Here is a 17,387-nt window from a genome sequence, read left to right as displayed (position 1 = left end):
ATTATGGCAGGATCGGCTTTTGTATCGGCTGATATTGATAAATTCGTACAATTTGAGAAAAAAAGCGAGGAAGCGATCAAAGAATTTGACGCTATAAAGGAGAAGTTTAACGATATAAACACTACACTTCTTAAAAAATGGAAAGGTGAGGGTAAAGACGCTTATAAGAAAGAATCGGATCATATTATGGAGAACATAGGTGGGATAAAGGATATTCTTGATTCCATCAACAATGGAGTGGTCAAAGACACTAAGGACGCTTACCTTCAGCTCGACGAAGAACTCGGAGAGTTTAATAAGAATCCGCAGACAGATGAAGGAGAATAAGATATGGGTAAACCAAGCATAGGGGAGCTTGATCCAAGTTTAAACGAAACTCAGGCTGAAAAGCTCGGGAAACTGACTGTACTTAAGGAAAGCTCCAAAGAGACCATATATAACTTGATTTTTTCCGTGCCCGAGAATAAGGACAATGAGAAAAAAGAGTAGGAAAATAATCGAAATCTTTTTCAAATATATTTATGCAGTAAAGGAGTGGATATATGTCAACTATAACGTTAAGTGCTAATAAAATCAATATGATGCCCTTGCTGATTATAGACGCAAGCAATGCAGTAAAAAGCTATAAATCGGAACTGCAAACGCTAAAATCAAAATTACTTGCAATTGACAGCAGCGTTTGCAATGTTGACGATGTAATTAGTTCTATAAAAGCGTCTACACAAACTCAGAAAAATAAGATCAACGCTCTTGATAATCTCAAAAAAGACGTAAATGAGTTTGTTGCTGATGTTGTGCGTATTGATGGTGACGCCGCTGATGCTATTAATCAAAGCAAGAATGATTTTTACGATAAGTATGAATACTTAAAACCGGACTGTGAAAAAAGCTGGTTGGAAGAGAAATGGGATAACGCTTGCGAGTGGTGTAAGGAGCATTGGAAAGCTGCTATAACAATAGTAATAGTTATTGCGGCAGTAATTTTAGTAGCCACCGGTGTCGGTGGTATATTGGGTGCTATGGCATTAGGCGCATTGTTCGGCACAGGCATAGGAGGTCTTTCCGGCGGTATTATTTCTGCTGCTACAGGCGGTTCGTTCTGGGAGGGCTTTGAAAACGGAGCCTTTTCAGGAGCTATTGCAGGAATCATTTCGGGAGGAATGGGATTTGGGTTGTCTGCCGGAGGAAAAGCCGCTTTAGGACTTGGAAAAACTATGCTTATTGGTGCAGCATCGGGCTTGGGTTCCTCGCTAATTGGCGATTTAGGAGATATATTAATTAAAGGTGAAGATATTTCGTTAGGCGAGGTATTTTTCAATGCTGCTTTTTCTGGTGCATTTGGAGCTGCCTTTTCGGGGATTGGTTATGGGTTTTCTAAAGGTTTTACTGTATTGAAAACTAGGTTTGGAGGAAAAGTTACCCCCTTGGAAAATGGGCCATACATAAAAAATGGAAAACCGAATGGCAGACCTGGTCCATCAGGTAAGGCAAAACTTGAATTTGAAAAAGCAGTATATAATAAACAAGTTGGAAAAGATGGAATTTTACGTGATCCAAATACGAAGCAAATTTTAAACTGGAAGCCAGGGAAACCAAGAACAGGCAAGGTTGATTTTGGACACAAAGCGGGCAAAAATTATTCTAAAATGTTTGAAAAATATATGAATGGGAAAATTTCATTGAAACAATTAAAGGCATTTCAGTCTACACCCAAAAATTTTAGAATTGAAGGATATTCGCCAAACAGGGGACACTTATATGAAAAGACGATTTTTGAAATAACAAAAGGATTTCCATGGTTGAGCAGTGGATCGAATGCTTGGAAGGAGTTTAAATATGCAAATTAATGATAATGAATATGGGGGCTTTGTGGTATCAAAAAATGTTTATTTAGGAAGACCAATAAGATATTCATATCGGGAACAAAGTTCAATACCGGAGCTTAATGGTTGGACTATTTATTCGTGTGACGATGACCAAAAGTATGTTGAAAATTCTGAAAATTTTATAATTCTGGGGGCTAACTCAATTTATCAGATAGCACCTGTAATTTTAGAAATTTTCAATGCACCATATGGTACGGATTTGTGCTGGTTATATGAAGAAGATGTTCATATAGGATTTTACGATTTAATAAATGAAAGAAAGATATCTATCGAAGAAATTCTAAAGCAGTAACAAATGATCCACCGTCAGCAACGGATGTATATTCAAAACGTATCTGAGGATGAGTGTATAGATTATTCATTATCAAATATGGATCAAGAATTGAAAGATAGAATTTTCAATTTAATATAGCCTAGATATATTTATTGTAGCAAGGAAGTGAATATATGGCAACGATAACTTTATACGCAGGCAAAGTGAATCAGATGTCAAGTCTGATAAACAATGCTAAAAAAGCGGTAAAAGAATATAAGTCTGATTTAAAATCGCTTAAATCAAAAGTTCTTAAAATTGATAGCAGCATATGCAATGTTGATGATGTGATCAATTCCGTAAAGTCGTCTACCCAGACTCAGGGAGATAAAATTGACGCTCTTGATAATCTCAAAAAAGATGTAAATGAGTTTGTTGCCGATGTGGTGCGTATTGACGGTGATGCCGCTGATGCCATTAATCAAAGTAAGAATGATTTTTACGATAAGTATGAATACTTAAAACCGGATATTGAAAAAAACTGGCTGGAAGAAAAAGTAGATAACGCTTGTGAGTGGTGTAAGGAGCATTGGAAAGAGATTCTCATCACAGTAACAATTGTGATAGGAGCGGTATTAGCTATAGTTGCTGTTGTTGCTTCTGGTGGGTTAGCTCTAGTTCCTCTGTTAACTACAACTTTGACTACTTTGGGAGTATCAGCAGGTACGGCTTTAACTATCGCAACTGTAACAAGCTATACAGTTGCTGCAATAGCGATACTTTCAACTCTTGGTTCAAGTACATTAAATATAATTGATACATGGGGGAATGTTAAAAATTCAACATTTAAAGCATGGCAAAAAGGTTTGAATATTTTAAGTGCTGTATCAAATGGTTTTTACTCCATAGGAAATATGTATAATTCCATCAAAGGGATTTCTGGCAAAGAGTTTATTGCAAGGCAGAAAGCGATAGAAAATGGCAAAATAGGATATTCGAATTTGGATGCAAACCATCCTAATATGAAACATAAACCAGGAGCAAAATATGATAAAACTCGTAAATCCGAGATTTTAAATGAAAACAGAACTCGTAATAATGGGCAGTTGCGAAGTGATAAAACCGGCAAAATTCTGGAACAGCCTAAAAAGTCTATGAAGGGTGTAAAACCGCCAAAAAATGAGGCTCAAATAGATCATATTGTTGCTAGAGCAAATGGTGGGACAAATAGTTTTAGCAATGCTCAGGTTATTGAGAGAGCGGCTAATAGTGCTAAGTCAAATCAGCTTTTATTCACTGATGCAGACTATATATTTCATAGTGTTCCAGATAAAAGTAATACATTAGCGGCAATTTTCTCTGGAGTTACAGGTACAAATTCATTTACACAGGGAATGTATAATGCTTTTAAGGAGGATGAAAATGAAAAATAGAATAGTTGTGATAGACTTCGAGACATTATATTATAATTGCATTTATTCTTCTATTGCACATGCAATTTCCAATCTTAAAGATCCTTTTTTTTCTTATACTCAGTCTTGGGACGGAAATAATTATTGTTTTCACGACGGGTCTGAAAGAGGAACTATTTCCTTCGACTTATCTGAACATATTTTATCAGGTGCTGCCCGTGAGGAAACAAGTATGCGCATAAAATGGTATCCAAATTACAAAGCAATATCTTTGTATGAAGGTGCACCGACAAAAATCAAGTTTCTTGCGCAAAATGAAACGCTTGAATATTTGTATGATGAAAAGGACGGAATAGTTCAACCTATGGCGACTGTTGCTTTCTGGAACGATGGAAATGAAATATATACAAATGATGACAATCAGTTGTTTATAGCTAACGGTGGAGAATATATAGTCAATATTGCAGTAAGTCATGAGGAGTTAAAGGAATATTGGAAGAAAGAATATGATTTGAAACATGAAGAATTAGCTGCAATAGATTATATTTTCGCACATTTTAAAGAAAATAAAAAAATAAAATTTAAAGATATATCTATAATTAACAAGCATTGTGATGGATATAATGAATGTTTAGAATCTCTAAGTGAATTGGGAATTCATATTGAGTGACTTAACATAGCAATTCCGTCTTTGGAAACGCCTTTCGAAAATGGTATATCTTTTAATTTCATTAACAACAAATAAAAGACGGTGATTAATTTTGAATATACAAGATAATAATTCACTCAAGCATGAGGAAACAATAAAAGTTAAATTTACTAATAAAGAAGTCCTTAATATAGTTTATAAGGGTCGTGTTATCAGGTTTAAAGGCGAATTGGGATTGCATGAATTTATGGCATCTATTGATTCTGCCAAATGGTTATATCCTAAAGATGAGAAAAAAATAACACAAAGAGAAAAAGAAGAAATAATCACAACTGTTTGTAAACAGTATAATAATAAAAAAAATACGGATATGTTTTTGCGACAAAAATTATAATGTGGTTGTAAACACGCTGTAACTTTCATTTGAAACCCGAATGCGAAAAAGCGACTTGGAAAAGTTTAAGGACGGTTGTAAAAAGTTTGGCAATGGTGCAAGGAGCATTGTAAAGATCGTTTAGTAGAGAAATAGATGGATTATTAAAAAATATCGTTTATAATAAAGAGGTTTTTATGAACAATAATAGAGACTACACTGTAACAACAATAGAAGAATATGTTGATGTGTTAAAAACAATACAGTCCATTGAACAAAATCCTTTATGGTACAGAGGGCAAATGACATCGTTCTGGCATCTCGATCCAACATTGTTTAGAGATAATTTATGTTATGAGACAACTGATCACTACGGAACTCTTATTATTCCTAAATCAAGAACTCATAGGGAGTGTGGTCAGGAAGTAAGTTTTCCTAATCAGTTTACGATGCTTAAAGTATTTAAAGATGAAGTTATTAAAAATAATCTTGAACCTGCATGTAAAATGAATGATATGGAATGGCTCTGTTTTGCTCAACATTATGGTATGCCTACGTCTTTATTAGATTGGACCGAAGATCCGATGGTTGGATTGTTCTTTGCAATTAATGGGATTCAATTACCGATTAATGAAAGCAATATTGATGACGAAGCAAGAGTGTATATTATTAATCCGTACGTTTATAATGGGTATTGTAATTGTATAGTTAAATCTAATAATGGCGAATCAAAGAGATTAACAGAGCCATTGCCGGTATGTGATTCAACCAACAAATTCCTTATAGATTATTCAAGAAATGATTATCTGCCTATATGTATAAAATCTAAAAAATTAGGCTACAGGATGTGTCGTCAATCAGGCAATTTTATGTTTTATTCTTCTCAGATTAAACCTATTGATACATATTCTTCTACAGAAATAAATAAGTTTATGTATACAATTCATATTCCTTATTCTGAGGTGAGTTATTTTTCAAGTTGTTTGAATGTATTAAATCTCAATAATTCATCAATCTACGGAGAAACAACAGAGCTTGATATAGCTGGTAACACTGCAAAAGAATCGGGAGAGCGGCAAATATATAAAATTTTAGAAACAATTAAAGCCAGCATTAATAGCTAACAGATATAACGTTAACTTCTTCCAACGGTGGAAGTCATACAAAGGGATTGCCAATGGAGTGAAGATAATAAATATGAATATATTTTAAAGAATGAATAGATTTAAAGGCAAGGATCTGAGAAATAAATGAGCAGCGAAATAATCGGAACAAAATTCAAGTACACGGTAGATACATCGTATGGCATAAATCAAGACGGATTTATTGCAATAGGCACGGAAAGCATAGTTTACAGGGGACTGAAAACTGCTGATAAAGGCGGTCTTCAGTTTTCCTGTGTTTTGAAATTCAAGCCCAAATATGTTTATGTAAACGGAACGAAAATTGACAGAGTCAAGGTTTTCAAGGACGAGGAACTGAAAATTTTCGAGGATCTTCAAGAATGCAGATCAATAGTCCGTATCTATGACGTTATCGAAAGCCTTGGCGATTTCAGCCTGCCATGCGATAAAATAAAAAGCGGGGTGATAAACGCCTCGGGATATTTCTGCGTTGTTGAAGAATATATCGACGGCTGGTCGCTTGAAGAGTACTGCCGGCAGGAACGGTGGAAACTCAGAAAGATCGAACAGCTTGAAAACAATCTCAGCAAAGTCGTAGATTACCATAAATACACGGAAGATGAAAAGAGCATTGTTAATCTAAGCTATTACAAGAATTACGACAATGTTCTGAAATATCAGAGCGAGATATTTCAGTTTATGATAAACCTTTGCGAGATACTTGAATTTGTAACGGAAAAGAAAAATATTCTGCATCTTGATATTAAACCGGAAAATATAATGGTGACCAAGTACGGTAAGGAGCTTGTTTTAATAGATTTCGGAAGATCAAAAAGAATTACCAAAGCCGACAGATTTGCAGTCAGCGATCTTGCAAAAGTAAACTATAATGACAACGAATCCATAGAAAAAATGTATCAGTACGGAACGCTGGGATATGCCGCTCCTGAATGCTATGCTGAAGCGGCGGACGATTCGCAGTTTCCGTTCAAGCAGCATTTTGAGCCGGGGAAAATGTCTATTGAAAGCGATATATTCTCATTCGGAGCAACTTTCTGGGAGTGCCTGAATATATTCGAGTTAGTTACTAAGAGCGAAGAATTTTCTAAAGAAAGTCATGATTTTTACAAGAATCATTTTCTTAATGATGCAGCATATTGTAGCCGAGATCTGACGATTACTTCTCTGCATTATCATAAAAAGCTTGAGAATATCATAAAAAAGTGTACTAAAGAACGCAACAAGAACTATCTAAATCTCGATAACGATGATTTTTATCACTCATACAGAACGCTGAAAAAGGATATTGAAGAAGCTAAAAATTCTGCTCCTACGATTGTTAGAGCCGAAAATATCAAGGTAAGAAACGCTTTCACTATGTTTGGTGTTATGCTTGCCGTATGCGTTACATTTTTGATGATCTCCATTATTTACAGAGCGGTAGGTTTCAGTATTGCCGAGGATAAATGGGACAGCCTTACAGCAGATTATAACGTTACACAGTTTTATAAACTGGAGACCATAGCAAACGATCTGATGAAAACCGCTCCGAGCGGTAAAATGGACGCTACATATACTATGATCGCTGCATTTACATATTCCGACGGAGATATCGACGAACAGGAAGCAGCAATGCTTATGGAATTACTTGGAGATATGCCCGACAGTGAGCATATGGGCAGATATATCGACGAATTAATGCAGAACGCCAATACAAAGAATTTTAAGGAAATTTCAACAGGTATCGTAAAGCTCGGTACAGAGTATGACTGTGCAGGCTACGAATTGGCAACGGCGATTTATAACGCAGAGGTCGGAAGAACCGAGATCATCGAAGCATATGAAACTTTGAAAAAATACAAGGACGATAATGCGTTTAAGAATGCTGTTATAAAGCTGAAAAACGTGCTGGATAATGACGAAAGCATCAGGATGATCTCAAAATATGAGGACACCGTCAGAGGCGAAATACAGGAATTTTTTAAGGAAATTGGGTGAAGTATATTATGGGTATTTTGAAAAAGTTTTTTGAAAAGCATATGCTGATTCATTATGTTCTAAGCGCATTTTTCAAAGCGTTGTTAGTTTCTGTGCTGTTTTTTGCTGTGCTATTTGCTATTTTACAAATATCGGGGAAATACTCCTCTGTTGAAAATATGCTTGACTTAAAGTATGATTCACCTTGGATAATAGGACCTCTTCTGATCGCCGCAGCGTTGGCAGTTCTTTCGTTTATCGTAGGTATGATCTTGTATTTGTATAAATACAAAAGGAGCAGTTATAAAGGAGAATTTTACAAAGCACTGTCAAGTGCGTTTAACGAAAATGAAAAACAGGATTGATATTGTGAAGCTAAAGGTATTGAATATTATATCGGAAATTTGTTTTTTTATCTCTTCGTCAGGCTTGCTTGTTATTCCATTCCTTGATTTTGAAGATAGCCTTTCTGCTGCGGCGTATATTGTTGCTTCATTGTTCTGGGGCGGATTGATATTGGGAATAATTATTCAAATAATACTTTTCGTGATCTGCAAAAAGCATGCTAAAGTCAAGATGTCGAAAACAAGACGAATAGTTGGAGTAATATTTTTTATATCGGTTATTGTACTGATTCCTGTTTTAGTATTTTGGAGTGATAATGAATTTATCCTTCCAATAAATTTATTTTTAATACTGTTTTCTGCTGAAACATATTTTGTAATAAAAAGAATGGAGTGTTTAAAATGAAAAAAAGAATTTTGTCTGTTTTTATAGCGATTCTTTTTGTTATGAATTGCTTTCCTTTGTCTGTTATAGCTGAATTTGAAGAAGATATTGATGTGATCGAAGTTTTCTTGGAGGATGATTTTGCCGATAAAATTACAATAAGAAAAATTAATGGAACTCTTGAAAGCGATTTTTCTGAAATTATTCTTTATGGAAAAGCGGAAGAGGACGAAGTGTATCTTGAAGCAGATGTAACTGAATATCCTGGCAGTTCTTTGCAGACAGTGATTGTTACTAATTTCAGACTTTCAGGAAATGACTCGTTCAAATATAAGATAGCAAATGCACCCAACGAAATACAAGTTCCTATAGTTGTTTTGCCTAAGGAACTTATTGTAATTCCTACAATTACATACATATTCTATGGCCAAAATCCGCCTGATGTCATACCTTGTAAAATTGAAGATCAAAATGTAAATGACGTTAATGTGTCAGTTAGTCTTATACATAATGGTGATGAATACGAATATGATACGCCAGTATGTAACAATTCTGACTATGTTCCTAAAATTGCCAATGATTGTAAATTTGAGATCAAGAGATATGAAACCCATGCAGTTGCAATTATAGAAAATGAAGCTGATGTATATCATCTCAATAGTCTTGAATTAAAAGCTCCGTCAGGATATTTAATAGGTCTTGATAATCAAAAACTTGCTGAAGATGATTTTAATGAATCTGTTATTGTGAATCTCAAAGAAACGTCAGAAAATAAACCGAATACCATCGTATATTATTTGAGAAATAATGATCGTGATTCAATATATTACGGAGCAGTAAGTGAAAAACTTGAATTTCCTTATTATTGCAATAGAAAGCCTGCAATTGTAAAAGCGGAAATCATGACAGAAGAAGATAACGGCTTTTTTAAATTTGAGGATTTTGGTATAGTTACAAAAAATGATTTTGAATTGGCTATTACCGCAAGAGGAACAGACATTGATAATCCGACTAATATACATCTAAATCTGGGAAACGGAACAGAAATAGAACCTTATGAATCTGAAAAGTATGAAGATAACGGAGTCTATTACTATATAGCATATTTTAAAATAGAAATACCCGCAGAAAGCTTTGCCGATTTTAAGTTGACATCATATGCTGAAAATGAATTTGGGAATGGTGAGAAAGAAGAACTAAAAATTACTGATGCAAATGGTAATTTCGTTAATAATTATAATAAGAATCGAGTTATACTTGACAAGATCATCCCTGCAAAACCGAAAATAAAAATTACTTACAATAATCAAGATCGTTACGTTGAAGCAACAGGAACTATAAAGGATAGTGAATCCGGCGTTGATACGATAGAATATTTTTGGAATCTTAAAGAAGATAATGAACTTGTTAAATATGGCATAAACAACAATGGAGAATGTGAATATACCAAAGAACCAAATGGAGACATTAACTTTTCAGTAAAATTAAATTACAGTGATGCACCTGAGGACAAATATCCGTATGAATTGAATTTGAGAATTACCGATAATGCCGGAAATTATAATGAGGACCTATATAAATACAGCGATTCGGAAAACGGATGCGATACCGAGCCTCCGAATATAAATATTAAGGGCTTTCGTAAAAAGGGGAGTACAGAATTTGAGGACTGCGTTAATTTCCTGGAATTCGGAAACTATGCCAAAGAGGATATCGAACTTGTTGTCGAAGCTGAAGATATATCTGAGACGGATTATGTTTCAGGCGTTAAAAGTGTATCTTTAAGCAACGGTAACAGCAATATTGCAGAACTTAGCAGTCCCAATGAAGCGAACGAGTATGTGTTTGTGATTTCGAAAAACACAAAGTTCGACAACATGCTCATAACGGCAGTAGACAAAGATGGTTTTGATAAAACGATCAATGTAAAAGACCAAATAACTGAAATGAAAAAGAATACAATTACAGTTGAAAGTGAACCTCCTGAAGTCACCTTTGATACTTCCGAATCCTCGGCGATTGAAGAGAACGAAGAAGAAAAGATATACTGGTATAATAAAGAAGGCGGAGTTCTCACTGTAAATGTAAATGACGATAAACATAACGACGGAATATGCAGCGGAATTGGCAGTGTTGAAATTACAGATGAGTACGACGGCATAACCAATACGTTACATAGTGAAACTTTTACTGAAAATCAGGAGAATGCATATGATTTTCCGATAGATGTATCAACTTTGTCAGACGGTATACATCATATTAAAGTTATGGTTACGGATAATGCAGGAAATAATTGTGATCCATACCCTGCTGTACAAGTAATCGGAATAGATGAATTACCGCCTGACGGAACAATTTCTGCTGAAAAAAACAATGCAAAAGAAATCAACGGAAATCTGTGGTTTGATAAGGATGAAATTGTTACATTTCATGTAGATGCTAAGCCTGACGTTTCGGGAATTGAGAGTATCAGACTTTGGATAAACGGCATAGAAAAGAATTTCACAAGAAATGATATTCAGACTGATGAAAACGGATATTTTGTTATTGTAGATACAACAGGCATAGATTATAATTATGAAACCGAACATAAATATGTTGTAACAGGAGATATTACGGATGTTGCAGGCAACTCTGCTTCCCTGGAACCTTGTACAGTATATATTGACTGCGAGCCACCATCGATCAATAAATTTACAGTTTTGAAAGAAAGCTCTGCACTCGATAAAATACTGAATGTACTTTCGTTTGGAGCATATTCCAACGATAGCTTGATTTTTAAAGCATATGTTTCAGATGTTGATTTTGACAGCGGTATTGATCATGTAAAAATAAAATATAACGGTTTAGATGAAGAAAGAGAAATGAAAGACGAGGGCGACGGCGTTTATTCTTACAAAATTCCTGTTGGTACAAAAGTGTTTCAAAGTAATATTATAGTTACTGCTTATGATAAATACGGTAAAAGTAGTCTAAGTTGCCCCAATATAGAAAATGCAGATCAAGGTAAAGGAGTATCCGATAATGTATTTGCTATGATCGAAACGGAAAGGCCGAAAGTTACTATCAGTAAGCCAAAAGGTGACGGAATAGTACGAACTGATGAGCAAATCTGGTTTAACTCCAATAAAGACATCAGCATATCTGTTTACGATAAGGATTCGGGAATTCGTAATGCAGATATAAAGGTCAACGGGATTGATGTGACTGCCGATAAAAACGGTGCTGCCATTCCTAAGATATCGACAACTGAGATTGCAAAAGAAAGAGATAATGAAAGACATATCTACACTTTTGATACCGATTATTTTGCCGAAATTGCAGGCGAACCGGAGGATGGAAAATACACGGTTACCATAGAAGCAACAGATAATGCGGGTAATGTCAATTCAGCCGAAAGCTTTACTTACTATATTGACAAAAATTCTCCCAAAGTAGACAGTTTTGAATTCCTTCCTGAAACTTCAGATAATATCAGTGAGGCATCTGAATATATCGAACATCTTGAGTACGGATATTATTTCAAAAAAGATTTTATTGCGAATATCCATATTTCCGACAGCACGCCTTCATCCGGTCTTAACAAAGCAGAATACCGTCTTGTTTCTTACGATAACGGAGAACTGAAAGAAGAAAAAACAGGAGAAACAATTATTTCCGACGGCATAGCTCCTATCAATATTCCAGCAGAATTCAAAGGACAGATATTTGTTAAGGCTTTCGATAATGTCGGAAATTATTCCGATGAAGAAACTCCAAAGGCCTTTGTTGCCGAAGATATTCCCCCTGAAATAAATATTTCCGGAATCGGCGACAGCAGATACAGCGATGCAAACGGAAACAAGCTCTTTACTGATGATATTGCTGTAACAGTAACAATAACCGATACCAAATCGGGTATCAGAGAAATAGGCTACTATCAGACTTCCGAAATCGACGGATTTGAGAGAAGAGTTCTTGAAGTCGACGGGACAAGTGTTGAGGTAGATTCCGAGATAGGCGACGGATGGATCGTAACAAATAAAGACGTAAATCTTGTAACTGAAATCACTAAAACGTTTATTTTTGATAAAGACAATAACGATATTACATTGGTGTTCGACGCAATGGATAACTCGGGTAATGTCAATGAAATTGTTCAAAGTGAGACATTCACTATTGACAAGACTGCTCCGATAATAAATGTGGATATCAACGGCGGAGTCAACAATACAATTTATTACAATGCAGGAAACAGAGCGGTAATAACGATTGATGTAATTGAAAGAAACTTTGATGCAGGATTGATTCAAGCTTCGATTGAAAATGCATACAACGGAAATATCCCGAATATTAGCTTTCAGGATCTGTCTGCAACGGAACACAGAGCAGTTGTTACTTTCAGCGAGGGAGATTATACTTTTGATATCAGAGGCACAGATCTTGGAGGCCATTCAGCCGAAGTAAATCTTGATTATGAAAAAGTAAGAAGATTTTATGTTGATGAAACCCCACCTGTAGTTGAAGAAAATTTCAGCGATTTTGTAAGTCGTGATACGGAAAATTATTTAAATACGGAGAAAACTGCGGTCATTAAAATTACCGAGCATAACTTTGATCCGAATCTTGTCGGGCTGAAAATACTAAAAAAGGATGCTGGCACAGAACATAACGAGAACGATCTTACCGATGTTACATATTCTATGGTAAGTATGGCCGATTGGTCGGACGATAATGATACGCATACGATTTCAATTAAATTTGATGACGACGCAGTATACCGTATTGAAATATCTCCGTCCGATCCTTCGGGAAATACTTCCGATTATAGGAGTTCCGAGATATTCGAGATCGATACTACGCTGCCAGTCGTATCGGCAAAAAACGGAAGCTTTGTTGATGAGAAAAACGCCGTAGAATTTCTGGATATATATCCGTATGATAGAAAGGACGAGTCAGTTCCGACAGTGGAATTTACAGATGTGAATTTTGATTACATAAAGTATTCTCTCACAGTTTACACTCCCGAATATACAAACGGTAGAGAACTTTCGGAAGTGAAGCCTGTCAGCGTATATTTTGATTCTGACAAAGATAAATCGGGTATATATGAGAAAAATTTATTCACCTTGCCCGATTTTTCAAAAGATGGAGTTTACGCTTTGGAACTGATAGCGGTAGATAAAGCCGGTAACGAAAGCATTCTTAATTCAAATACATATATGAGAATGGTGGACAGCGATGTTCTTGCGTATATTTCGAACAGCAATGCGGCCAAGAAAACGGGCTGGTACTCATTCCAGTACGAAAACGGAGATCCTATAAGCAAACGTCCCGATAATTTTAGTGATATCGATATAGTCGTTCTTGCAAAGAATGATTCCGATATAGATATAGTCCTGAGAGATTATAACGGAGATGAAAAAAATACTGATCTGACGGCTGAAATTGATAACAGTATGTATGGAGTCAATGTTTACAGATACACATTGAAATCTGAGTATTTCAAAGATAACTTCCAGGACGATACGGATACCGAGCTGTACTTGTCAGTTAAAAATGAAAACGGAAGAATTGATCTGGGTAAGATGCATATTGATAATATTCCGCCCTCATGTAATCTTCCTGATGACTTGAAAACATGGCACTGGTACTTTGGAGAAGATTCTCGCACAATTACTGTTACGAATATAAGCGAGTTGCTTGATGAGACAAATTGCAAAGTGTATGATAATGGTAAGGAAATTGATTTTATTTACTCGGAAACGGACGGTAGTCTGTCATTTACACTTAACGGCGGATGGCATAATGTCGGTATTACACTTGAAGATGTTGCGGGAAACACATACAGTATTCAAGAGGTAGACAATATTCATATCGGATATTTCTGGCTGTGGATCATTATAATAGCCTCTGTCGTATTCATCGGAATAATTATTCTGATAATCTATTTCGTAAGGAAAAAGCGATATAGTTAAAGACAAAATTCTTAAAATTATAAATTTGACATGGAGTATAACAAAAGCTTTTAAAGCCGAAAGTTATACTCCTTTTTCTTTATAGACCTTTTTGTTTTAAAAGCAGAAAGGTCTATTTTTATGCCAATTTTTAAATACTGGCAATGCAACATTGCCAAATACCCATAGGCCTTCGTTTTGATTCAGAACGAAAAAATCAAAACGGAGGTAAAAATATGAGTTATAATCATGGCTTGGAGGAAAATAAATTTAAAGAACAGTGGCAAAAAAACGCTGAGGAGTACAGAAAAGCAGGGATGACTGAGAAACAGATAGCGGAAATTTATGAGTTTGACCGTGAGGTTTTTAACTCTAATCGGCGTTACAGCGAAAAAACGGTTGGACTGTTTGATAATTCAGGCAGCAGAACGCTGACGATTTATGATGATTATTCGGCAAACAATCGTTATGGCTGGATAGATGAGATTGAGGACATGGAAGTGTATTCGCAGATCATGTCTTTGCCGGAAATCTGGCGTGAAGCTTTTACAATGTACATATTTGACGGGTACACCCAAAAAGAAATTTCGTCAATTCTACTAAGAAACCAGTCAAATATATCCCGTGCAATTAATAAAATCGCTGAAATTTTAAGAAGGCAATTTTCAAACGCATAAAAAGGGTATTCTCATCGGCTACAGGGTGAAAGGGAAAAGGAGCGATCCAAATCCATGAGAATCTTGACAATAGAATATCAACTCTGCAAGTACGTTGATCACACGGCCGGTATGAAATCTCGGCAGCCAAATAAACCATACGCCAAGACTCCGAAAGGATGAGCGATAAATGTGATGTTTCAAAATTCGGAACAGCTTTCAGGAACGGCGATGAAACGTGTGAGGATAATGATACTTCCCAGTAGGGGCTAAAATAGCGGGTGAAATGCCCATGAGACCGATAAGCTGTCGGTCGCTTGCAGAGTTCCGCCGTGACGGGTATCGAGGATAAATATTGCGGAAAATCGTCTGAAATTTACGAATCAGACGAAGGCAAAACGAATATAAGGCGGTTTGCGTGTTTTGCAGACCGCCTGTTACATATAAAATTTATAAGTCAGGAGGCTGATATATGAATGATAACGATATGCCTGAAAAATCAGATATTCAACTGAAATACAATAAATTTGGAGTATATATTCCTGTTCCGACAATCAGATTATCGGACAAGCATCTATGCTGCGGCTGTGTATGGTATGACAGGGATACAGATGTTCTGTTCTGTCCGTTCCATAGCTGTGTGAGATACAAAAATGGATTTGTAATGCCAAAGAAAGGTGAACGAAAATGCTGATCAAACGAGGTGATATTTTTTATGCAGATTTAAATCCGGTTGTCGGTTCGGAACAAGGAGGTATACGGCCTGTGCTGATCGTACAGAATAATGTGGGAAATAAGTATAGTCCTACCCTGGTAGTTCTGCCTATTTCAACGGCTAAAAAGCACTATCTGCCCACTCATATTCATATCCGAGGTTCAAAAGCATTGCCCAAAGATTCGATCGTTCTTGCAGAGCAGATACGAACCATAGACAGATACAGATTGCGAGAGTATGTTGGGTCGATTGACAAAGAAATCATGGACGAGATAAACAGAGCGATGAAAATAAGCATAGGAGTGGATTTTAATGACTAAGTTCGGACAGGCAGAATACAGCGATTTTATTGCAAGAATATTTGCAGATAAACTTGACAAAATTCTTGAAGAAAGCGAAAAGCAGGACTTTAACAATAGAAATACAGAAGATATTTTCAGGGAATTTCAATCATCAAAGGACGCAGCATAGGAGGGGTAAAATGGTGGGATTTTTTATTGGCTTATTTGTCGGAGCTTTTATCGGCATAACTGTAATGTGCCTTTGTACAGCGGCAGGACAGGCAGATAAGTATGAAAACCGCACAGGAAAGGATAAGTAATTTCGTTAGGTTTGATGATACCATTTCAGAAAAACTTGTGGTATCCTTGTTGGTAAAACGGAGGTGAGAAAATGCCAACAGTAACGATAATACAGCCGACAATATCAGAAGAACAAAACCATAAGCTCCGCTGTGCGGCATACTGTCGTGTATCGTCAAACAGCGAAGATCAGATAAATTCCTTTATGGCTCAGACAAGATACTACGAGAAAGCTTTCGAAAAGTCTGACAGAGAACAGCTTGTTGACATATATGCAGATGAGGGAATAACAGGTACTCGTGAGGACAAACGTGATGAATTTCAGCGAATGATAAGCGACTGCCGGAAAGGCAAGATAGACAGGATATATACAAAGTCTATCAGCCGATTTGCCCGAAACACCAAAGACTGTCTGAAAAACATCAGAGAGCTGAAAAGCTTAGGCATAACGGTGCTGTTTGAAAAAGAGAACATCGATACTGCTGATATGACTGACGAGATGATGATAACGATTATGGGCGGTCTGGCTCAGGAAGAATCGACTTCTATATCGCAGAATTTGCGGTGGAGTGTTCAAAAGCGTATGCAGAATGGAACTTACAAAAACGCTACTCCGCCATTTGGATTTAAAAAGGTAAATGGCGATTTAGAAATTGATGAAAATCAAAGACCGATAGTTCGTCAGATTTTTGAATGGTACTGCAGCGGATACGGATTAAAAATGATCGCAGATAAGCTTAACAGTATGAATGTGCCAAGCAGTAAATGTTCAGTTATGTGGCAGGCTGACAATGTGAGATATGTACTAAAGAATGAACGATATATAGGGAATGCAGTATACCAGCAAAGTTACGTTACGGAAATACTTCCACACATAAAGAAAAGAAATTACGGCGAAAAGCAGAAATATTATGCTAAATACGTAAATCCGGCTATTATTGATAAGGATACTTTTCACAGAGTGCAGATGTTGCTACTATCCCGTCACAGAGATTATGTTAGCAACGAATATGTGTTGTCGAGAAAAATCAACTGTAAGAAATGATTTTGTCAATAAAACTTGACACATTGACCGCAAGGATTTGAAGTTAAGCAG

At 36.1% G+C, this 17,387-nt stretch carries 18 protein-coding genes; all 18 read left to right on the top strand.

What is annotated here, in order from left to right:
• The first annotated feature begins 3 nt into the window (after window positions 1-3).
• The 18 genes from LI114_RS10285 to LI114_RS10200 all read left to right on the top strand — a co-directional run bounded on the left by LI114_RS10285 (window position 4) and on the right by LI114_RS10200 (window position 17,336).
• Window positions 4-327: a hypothetical protein gene (locus LI114_RS10285; protein WP_227220591.1), complete on the top strand. Its 324-nt coding sequence runs from the start codon at window positions 4-6 to the stop codon at window positions 325-327.
• Between the two features lie 3 nt (window positions 328-330).
• Window positions 331-489 carry a hypothetical protein gene (locus tag LI114_RS10280; protein WP_227220590.1) on the top strand — a complete coding sequence of 53 codons (159 nt, stop codon included), beginning with the start codon at window positions 331-333 and terminating at the stop codon, window positions 487-489.
• A gap of 53 nt (window positions 490-542) precedes the next feature.
• The gene (locus tag LI114_RS10275; protein WP_227220589.1) at window positions 543-1,847 is read left to right on the top strand and encodes a GH-E family nuclease; all 1,305 of its coding nucleotides are present in this window, start codon (window positions 543-545) and stop codon (window positions 1,845-1,847) included.
• The gene (locus LI114_RS10270; protein ID WP_227220588.1) at window positions 1,837-2,178 is read left to right on the top strand and encodes a DUF2185 domain-containing protein; all 342 of its coding nucleotides are present in this window, start codon (window positions 1,837-1,839) and stop codon (window positions 2,176-2,178) included. The genes LI114_RS10275 and LI114_RS10270 overlap by 11 nt, the downstream gene beginning before the upstream one ends.
• A 155-nt stretch (window positions 2,179-2,333) precedes the next feature.
• Window positions 2,334-3,572, top strand: coding sequence for a hypothetical protein (locus LI114_RS10265; protein WP_227220587.1), 1,239 nt, complete (start codon window positions 2,334-2,336; stop codon window positions 3,570-3,572).
• Window positions 3,562-4,221: a hypothetical protein gene (locus tag LI114_RS10260; protein ID WP_227220586.1), complete on the top strand. Its 660-nt coding sequence runs from the start codon at window positions 3,562-3,564 to the stop codon at window positions 4,219-4,221. The genes LI114_RS10265 and LI114_RS10260 overlap by 11 nt, the downstream gene beginning before the upstream one ends.
• A gap of 91 nt (window positions 4,222-4,312) precedes the next feature.
• Window positions 4,313-4,594 carry a hypothetical protein gene (locus LI114_RS10255; protein ID WP_227220585.1) on the top strand — a complete coding sequence of 94 codons (282 nt, stop codon included), beginning with the start codon at window positions 4,313-4,315 and terminating at the stop codon, window positions 4,592-4,594.
• 176 nt (window positions 4,595-4,770) lie between these two features.
• A complete protein-coding gene (locus LI114_RS10250; protein ID WP_227220584.1) occupies window positions 4,771-5,697 on the top strand; it encodes an FRG domain-containing protein in 927 nt (308 codons plus the stop codon).
• Between the two features lie 126 nt (window positions 5,698-5,823).
• Window positions 5,824-7,695 carry a protein kinase domain-containing protein gene (locus LI114_RS10245; protein WP_227220583.1) on the top strand — a complete coding sequence of 624 codons (1,872 nt, stop codon included), beginning with the start codon at window positions 5,824-5,826 and terminating at the stop codon, window positions 7,693-7,695.
• Between the two features lie 8 nt (window positions 7,696-7,703).
• Window positions 7,704-8,039: a hypothetical protein gene (locus LI114_RS10240; protein ID WP_227220582.1), complete on the top strand. Its 336-nt coding sequence runs from the start codon at window positions 7,704-7,706 to the stop codon at window positions 8,037-8,039.
• Window positions 8,023-8,424, top strand: coding sequence for a hypothetical protein (locus tag LI114_RS10235; protein WP_227220581.1), 402 nt, complete (start codon window positions 8,023-8,025; stop codon window positions 8,422-8,424). Before LI114_RS10240 ends, LI114_RS10235 begins: the two co-directional genes overlap by 17 nt.
• Window positions 8,421-14,360, top strand: coding sequence for an Ig-like domain repeat protein (locus tag LI114_RS10230; RefSeq protein ID WP_227220580.1), 5,940 nt, complete (start codon window positions 8,421-8,423; stop codon window positions 14,358-14,360). Before LI114_RS10235 ends, LI114_RS10230 begins: the two co-directional genes overlap by 4 nt.
• 215 nt (window positions 14,361-14,575) lie before the next feature.
• Window positions 14,576-15,016 carry an RNA polymerase sigma factor gene (locus LI114_RS10225; RefSeq protein ID WP_177442754.1) on the top strand — a complete coding sequence of 147 codons (441 nt, stop codon included), beginning with the start codon at window positions 14,576-14,578 and terminating at the stop codon, window positions 15,014-15,016.
• 451 nt (window positions 15,017-15,467) lie between these two features.
• Window positions 15,468-15,689 (top strand): hypothetical protein, encoded by a 222-nt coding sequence (locus LI114_RS10220; RefSeq protein ID WP_227220579.1) that lies wholly within the window; start codon window positions 15,468-15,470, stop codon window positions 15,687-15,689.
• On the top strand, window positions 15,683-16,030 hold the full coding sequence (locus LI114_RS10215) for a type II toxin-antitoxin system PemK/MazF family toxin (RefSeq protein WP_227220578.1): 348 nt from the start codon (window positions 15,683-15,685) through the stop codon (window positions 16,028-16,030). Before LI114_RS10220 ends, LI114_RS10215 begins: the two co-directional genes overlap by 7 nt.
• Complete coding sequence (locus LI114_RS10210; RefSeq protein WP_227220577.1) at window positions 16,023-16,181, top strand: hypothetical protein; 159 nt, start codon at window positions 16,023-16,025, stop codon at window positions 16,179-16,181. The genes LI114_RS10215 and LI114_RS10210 overlap by 8 nt, the downstream gene beginning before the upstream one ends.
• A gap of 10 nt (window positions 16,182-16,191) precedes the next feature.
• A complete protein-coding gene (locus LI114_RS10205) occupies window positions 16,192-16,311 on the top strand; it encodes a DUF3789 domain-containing protein (RefSeq protein ID WP_118125351.1) in 120 nt (39 codons plus the stop codon).
• Window positions 16,312-16,382: 71 nt separating this feature from the next.
• On the top strand, window positions 16,383-17,336 hold the full coding sequence (locus tag LI114_RS10200; RefSeq protein WP_227220576.1) for a recombinase family protein: 954 nt from the start codon (window positions 16,383-16,385) through the stop codon (window positions 17,334-17,336).
• The last annotated feature ends 51 nt before the right edge of the window (window positions 17,337-17,387 follow it).

The sequence above is a fragment of the Ruminococcus sp. 210702-SL.1.03 genome, from assembly GCF_020559915.1.
Classification (GTDB): Bacteria; Bacillota; Clostridia; order Oscillospirales; family Ruminococcaceae; genus YE71.
This window is presented reverse-complemented; position numbering and strand designations above follow the sequence as displayed.

Excerpts from the sequence above, each read along its gene's own strand:
- LI114_RS10285 (WP_227220591.1), top strand. The coding sequence starts at position 4 with ATGGCAGGATCGGCTTTTGTATCGGCTGATATTGATAAATTCGTACAA.
- LI114_RS10280 (WP_227220590.1), top strand. The coding sequence starts at position 331 with ATGGGTAAACCAAGCATAGGGGAGCTTGATCCAAGTTTAAACGAAACT.
- LI114_RS10275 (WP_227220589.1), top strand. The coding sequence starts at position 543 with ATGTCAACTATAACGTTAAGTGCTAATAAAATCAATATGATGCCCTTG.
- LI114_RS10270 (WP_227220588.1), top strand. The coding sequence starts at position 1,837 with ATGCAAATTAATGATAATGAATATGGGGGCTTTGTGGTATCAAAAAAT.
- LI114_RS10265 (WP_227220587.1), top strand. The coding sequence starts at position 2,334 with ATGGCAACGATAACTTTATACGCAGGCAAAGTGAATCAGATGTCAAGT.
- LI114_RS10260 (WP_227220586.1), top strand. The coding sequence starts at position 3,562 with ATGAAAAATAGAATAGTTGTGATAGACTTCGAGACATTATATTATAAT.
- LI114_RS10250 (WP_227220584.1), top strand. The coding sequence starts at position 4,771 with ATGAACAATAATAGAGACTACACTGTAACAACAATAGAAGAATATGTT.
- LI114_RS10245 (WP_227220583.1), top strand. The coding sequence starts at position 5,824 with ATGAGCAGCGAAATAATCGGAACAAAATTCAAGTACACGGTAGATACA.
- LI114_RS10240 (WP_227220582.1), top strand. The coding sequence starts at position 7,704 with ATGGGTATTTTGAAAAAGTTTTTTGAAAAGCATATGCTGATTCATTAT.
- LI114_RS10235 (WP_227220581.1), top strand. The coding sequence starts at position 8,023 with ATGAAAAACAGGATTGATATTGTGAAGCTAAAGGTATTGAATATTATA.
- LI114_RS10230 (WP_227220580.1), top strand. The coding sequence starts at position 8,421 with ATGAAAAAAAGAATTTTGTCTGTTTTTATAGCGATTCTTTTTGTTATG.
- LI114_RS10225 (WP_177442754.1), top strand. The coding sequence starts at position 14,576 with ATGAGTTATAATCATGGCTTGGAGGAAAATAAATTTAAAGAACAGTGG.
- LI114_RS10220 (WP_227220579.1), top strand. The coding sequence starts at position 15,468 with ATGAATGATAACGATATGCCTGAAAAATCAGATATTCAACTGAAATAC.
- LI114_RS10215 (WP_227220578.1), top strand. The coding sequence starts at position 15,683 with ATGCTGATCAAACGAGGTGATATTTTTTATGCAGATTTAAATCCGGTT.
- LI114_RS10210 (WP_227220577.1), top strand. The coding sequence starts at position 16,023 with ATGACTAAGTTCGGACAGGCAGAATACAGCGATTTTATTGCAAGAATA.
- LI114_RS10205 (WP_118125351.1), top strand. The coding sequence starts at position 16,192 with ATGGTGGGATTTTTTATTGGCTTATTTGTCGGAGCTTTTATCGGCATA.
- LI114_RS10200 (WP_227220576.1), top strand. The coding sequence starts at position 16,383 with ATGCCAACAGTAACGATAATACAGCCGACAATATCAGAAGAACAAAAC.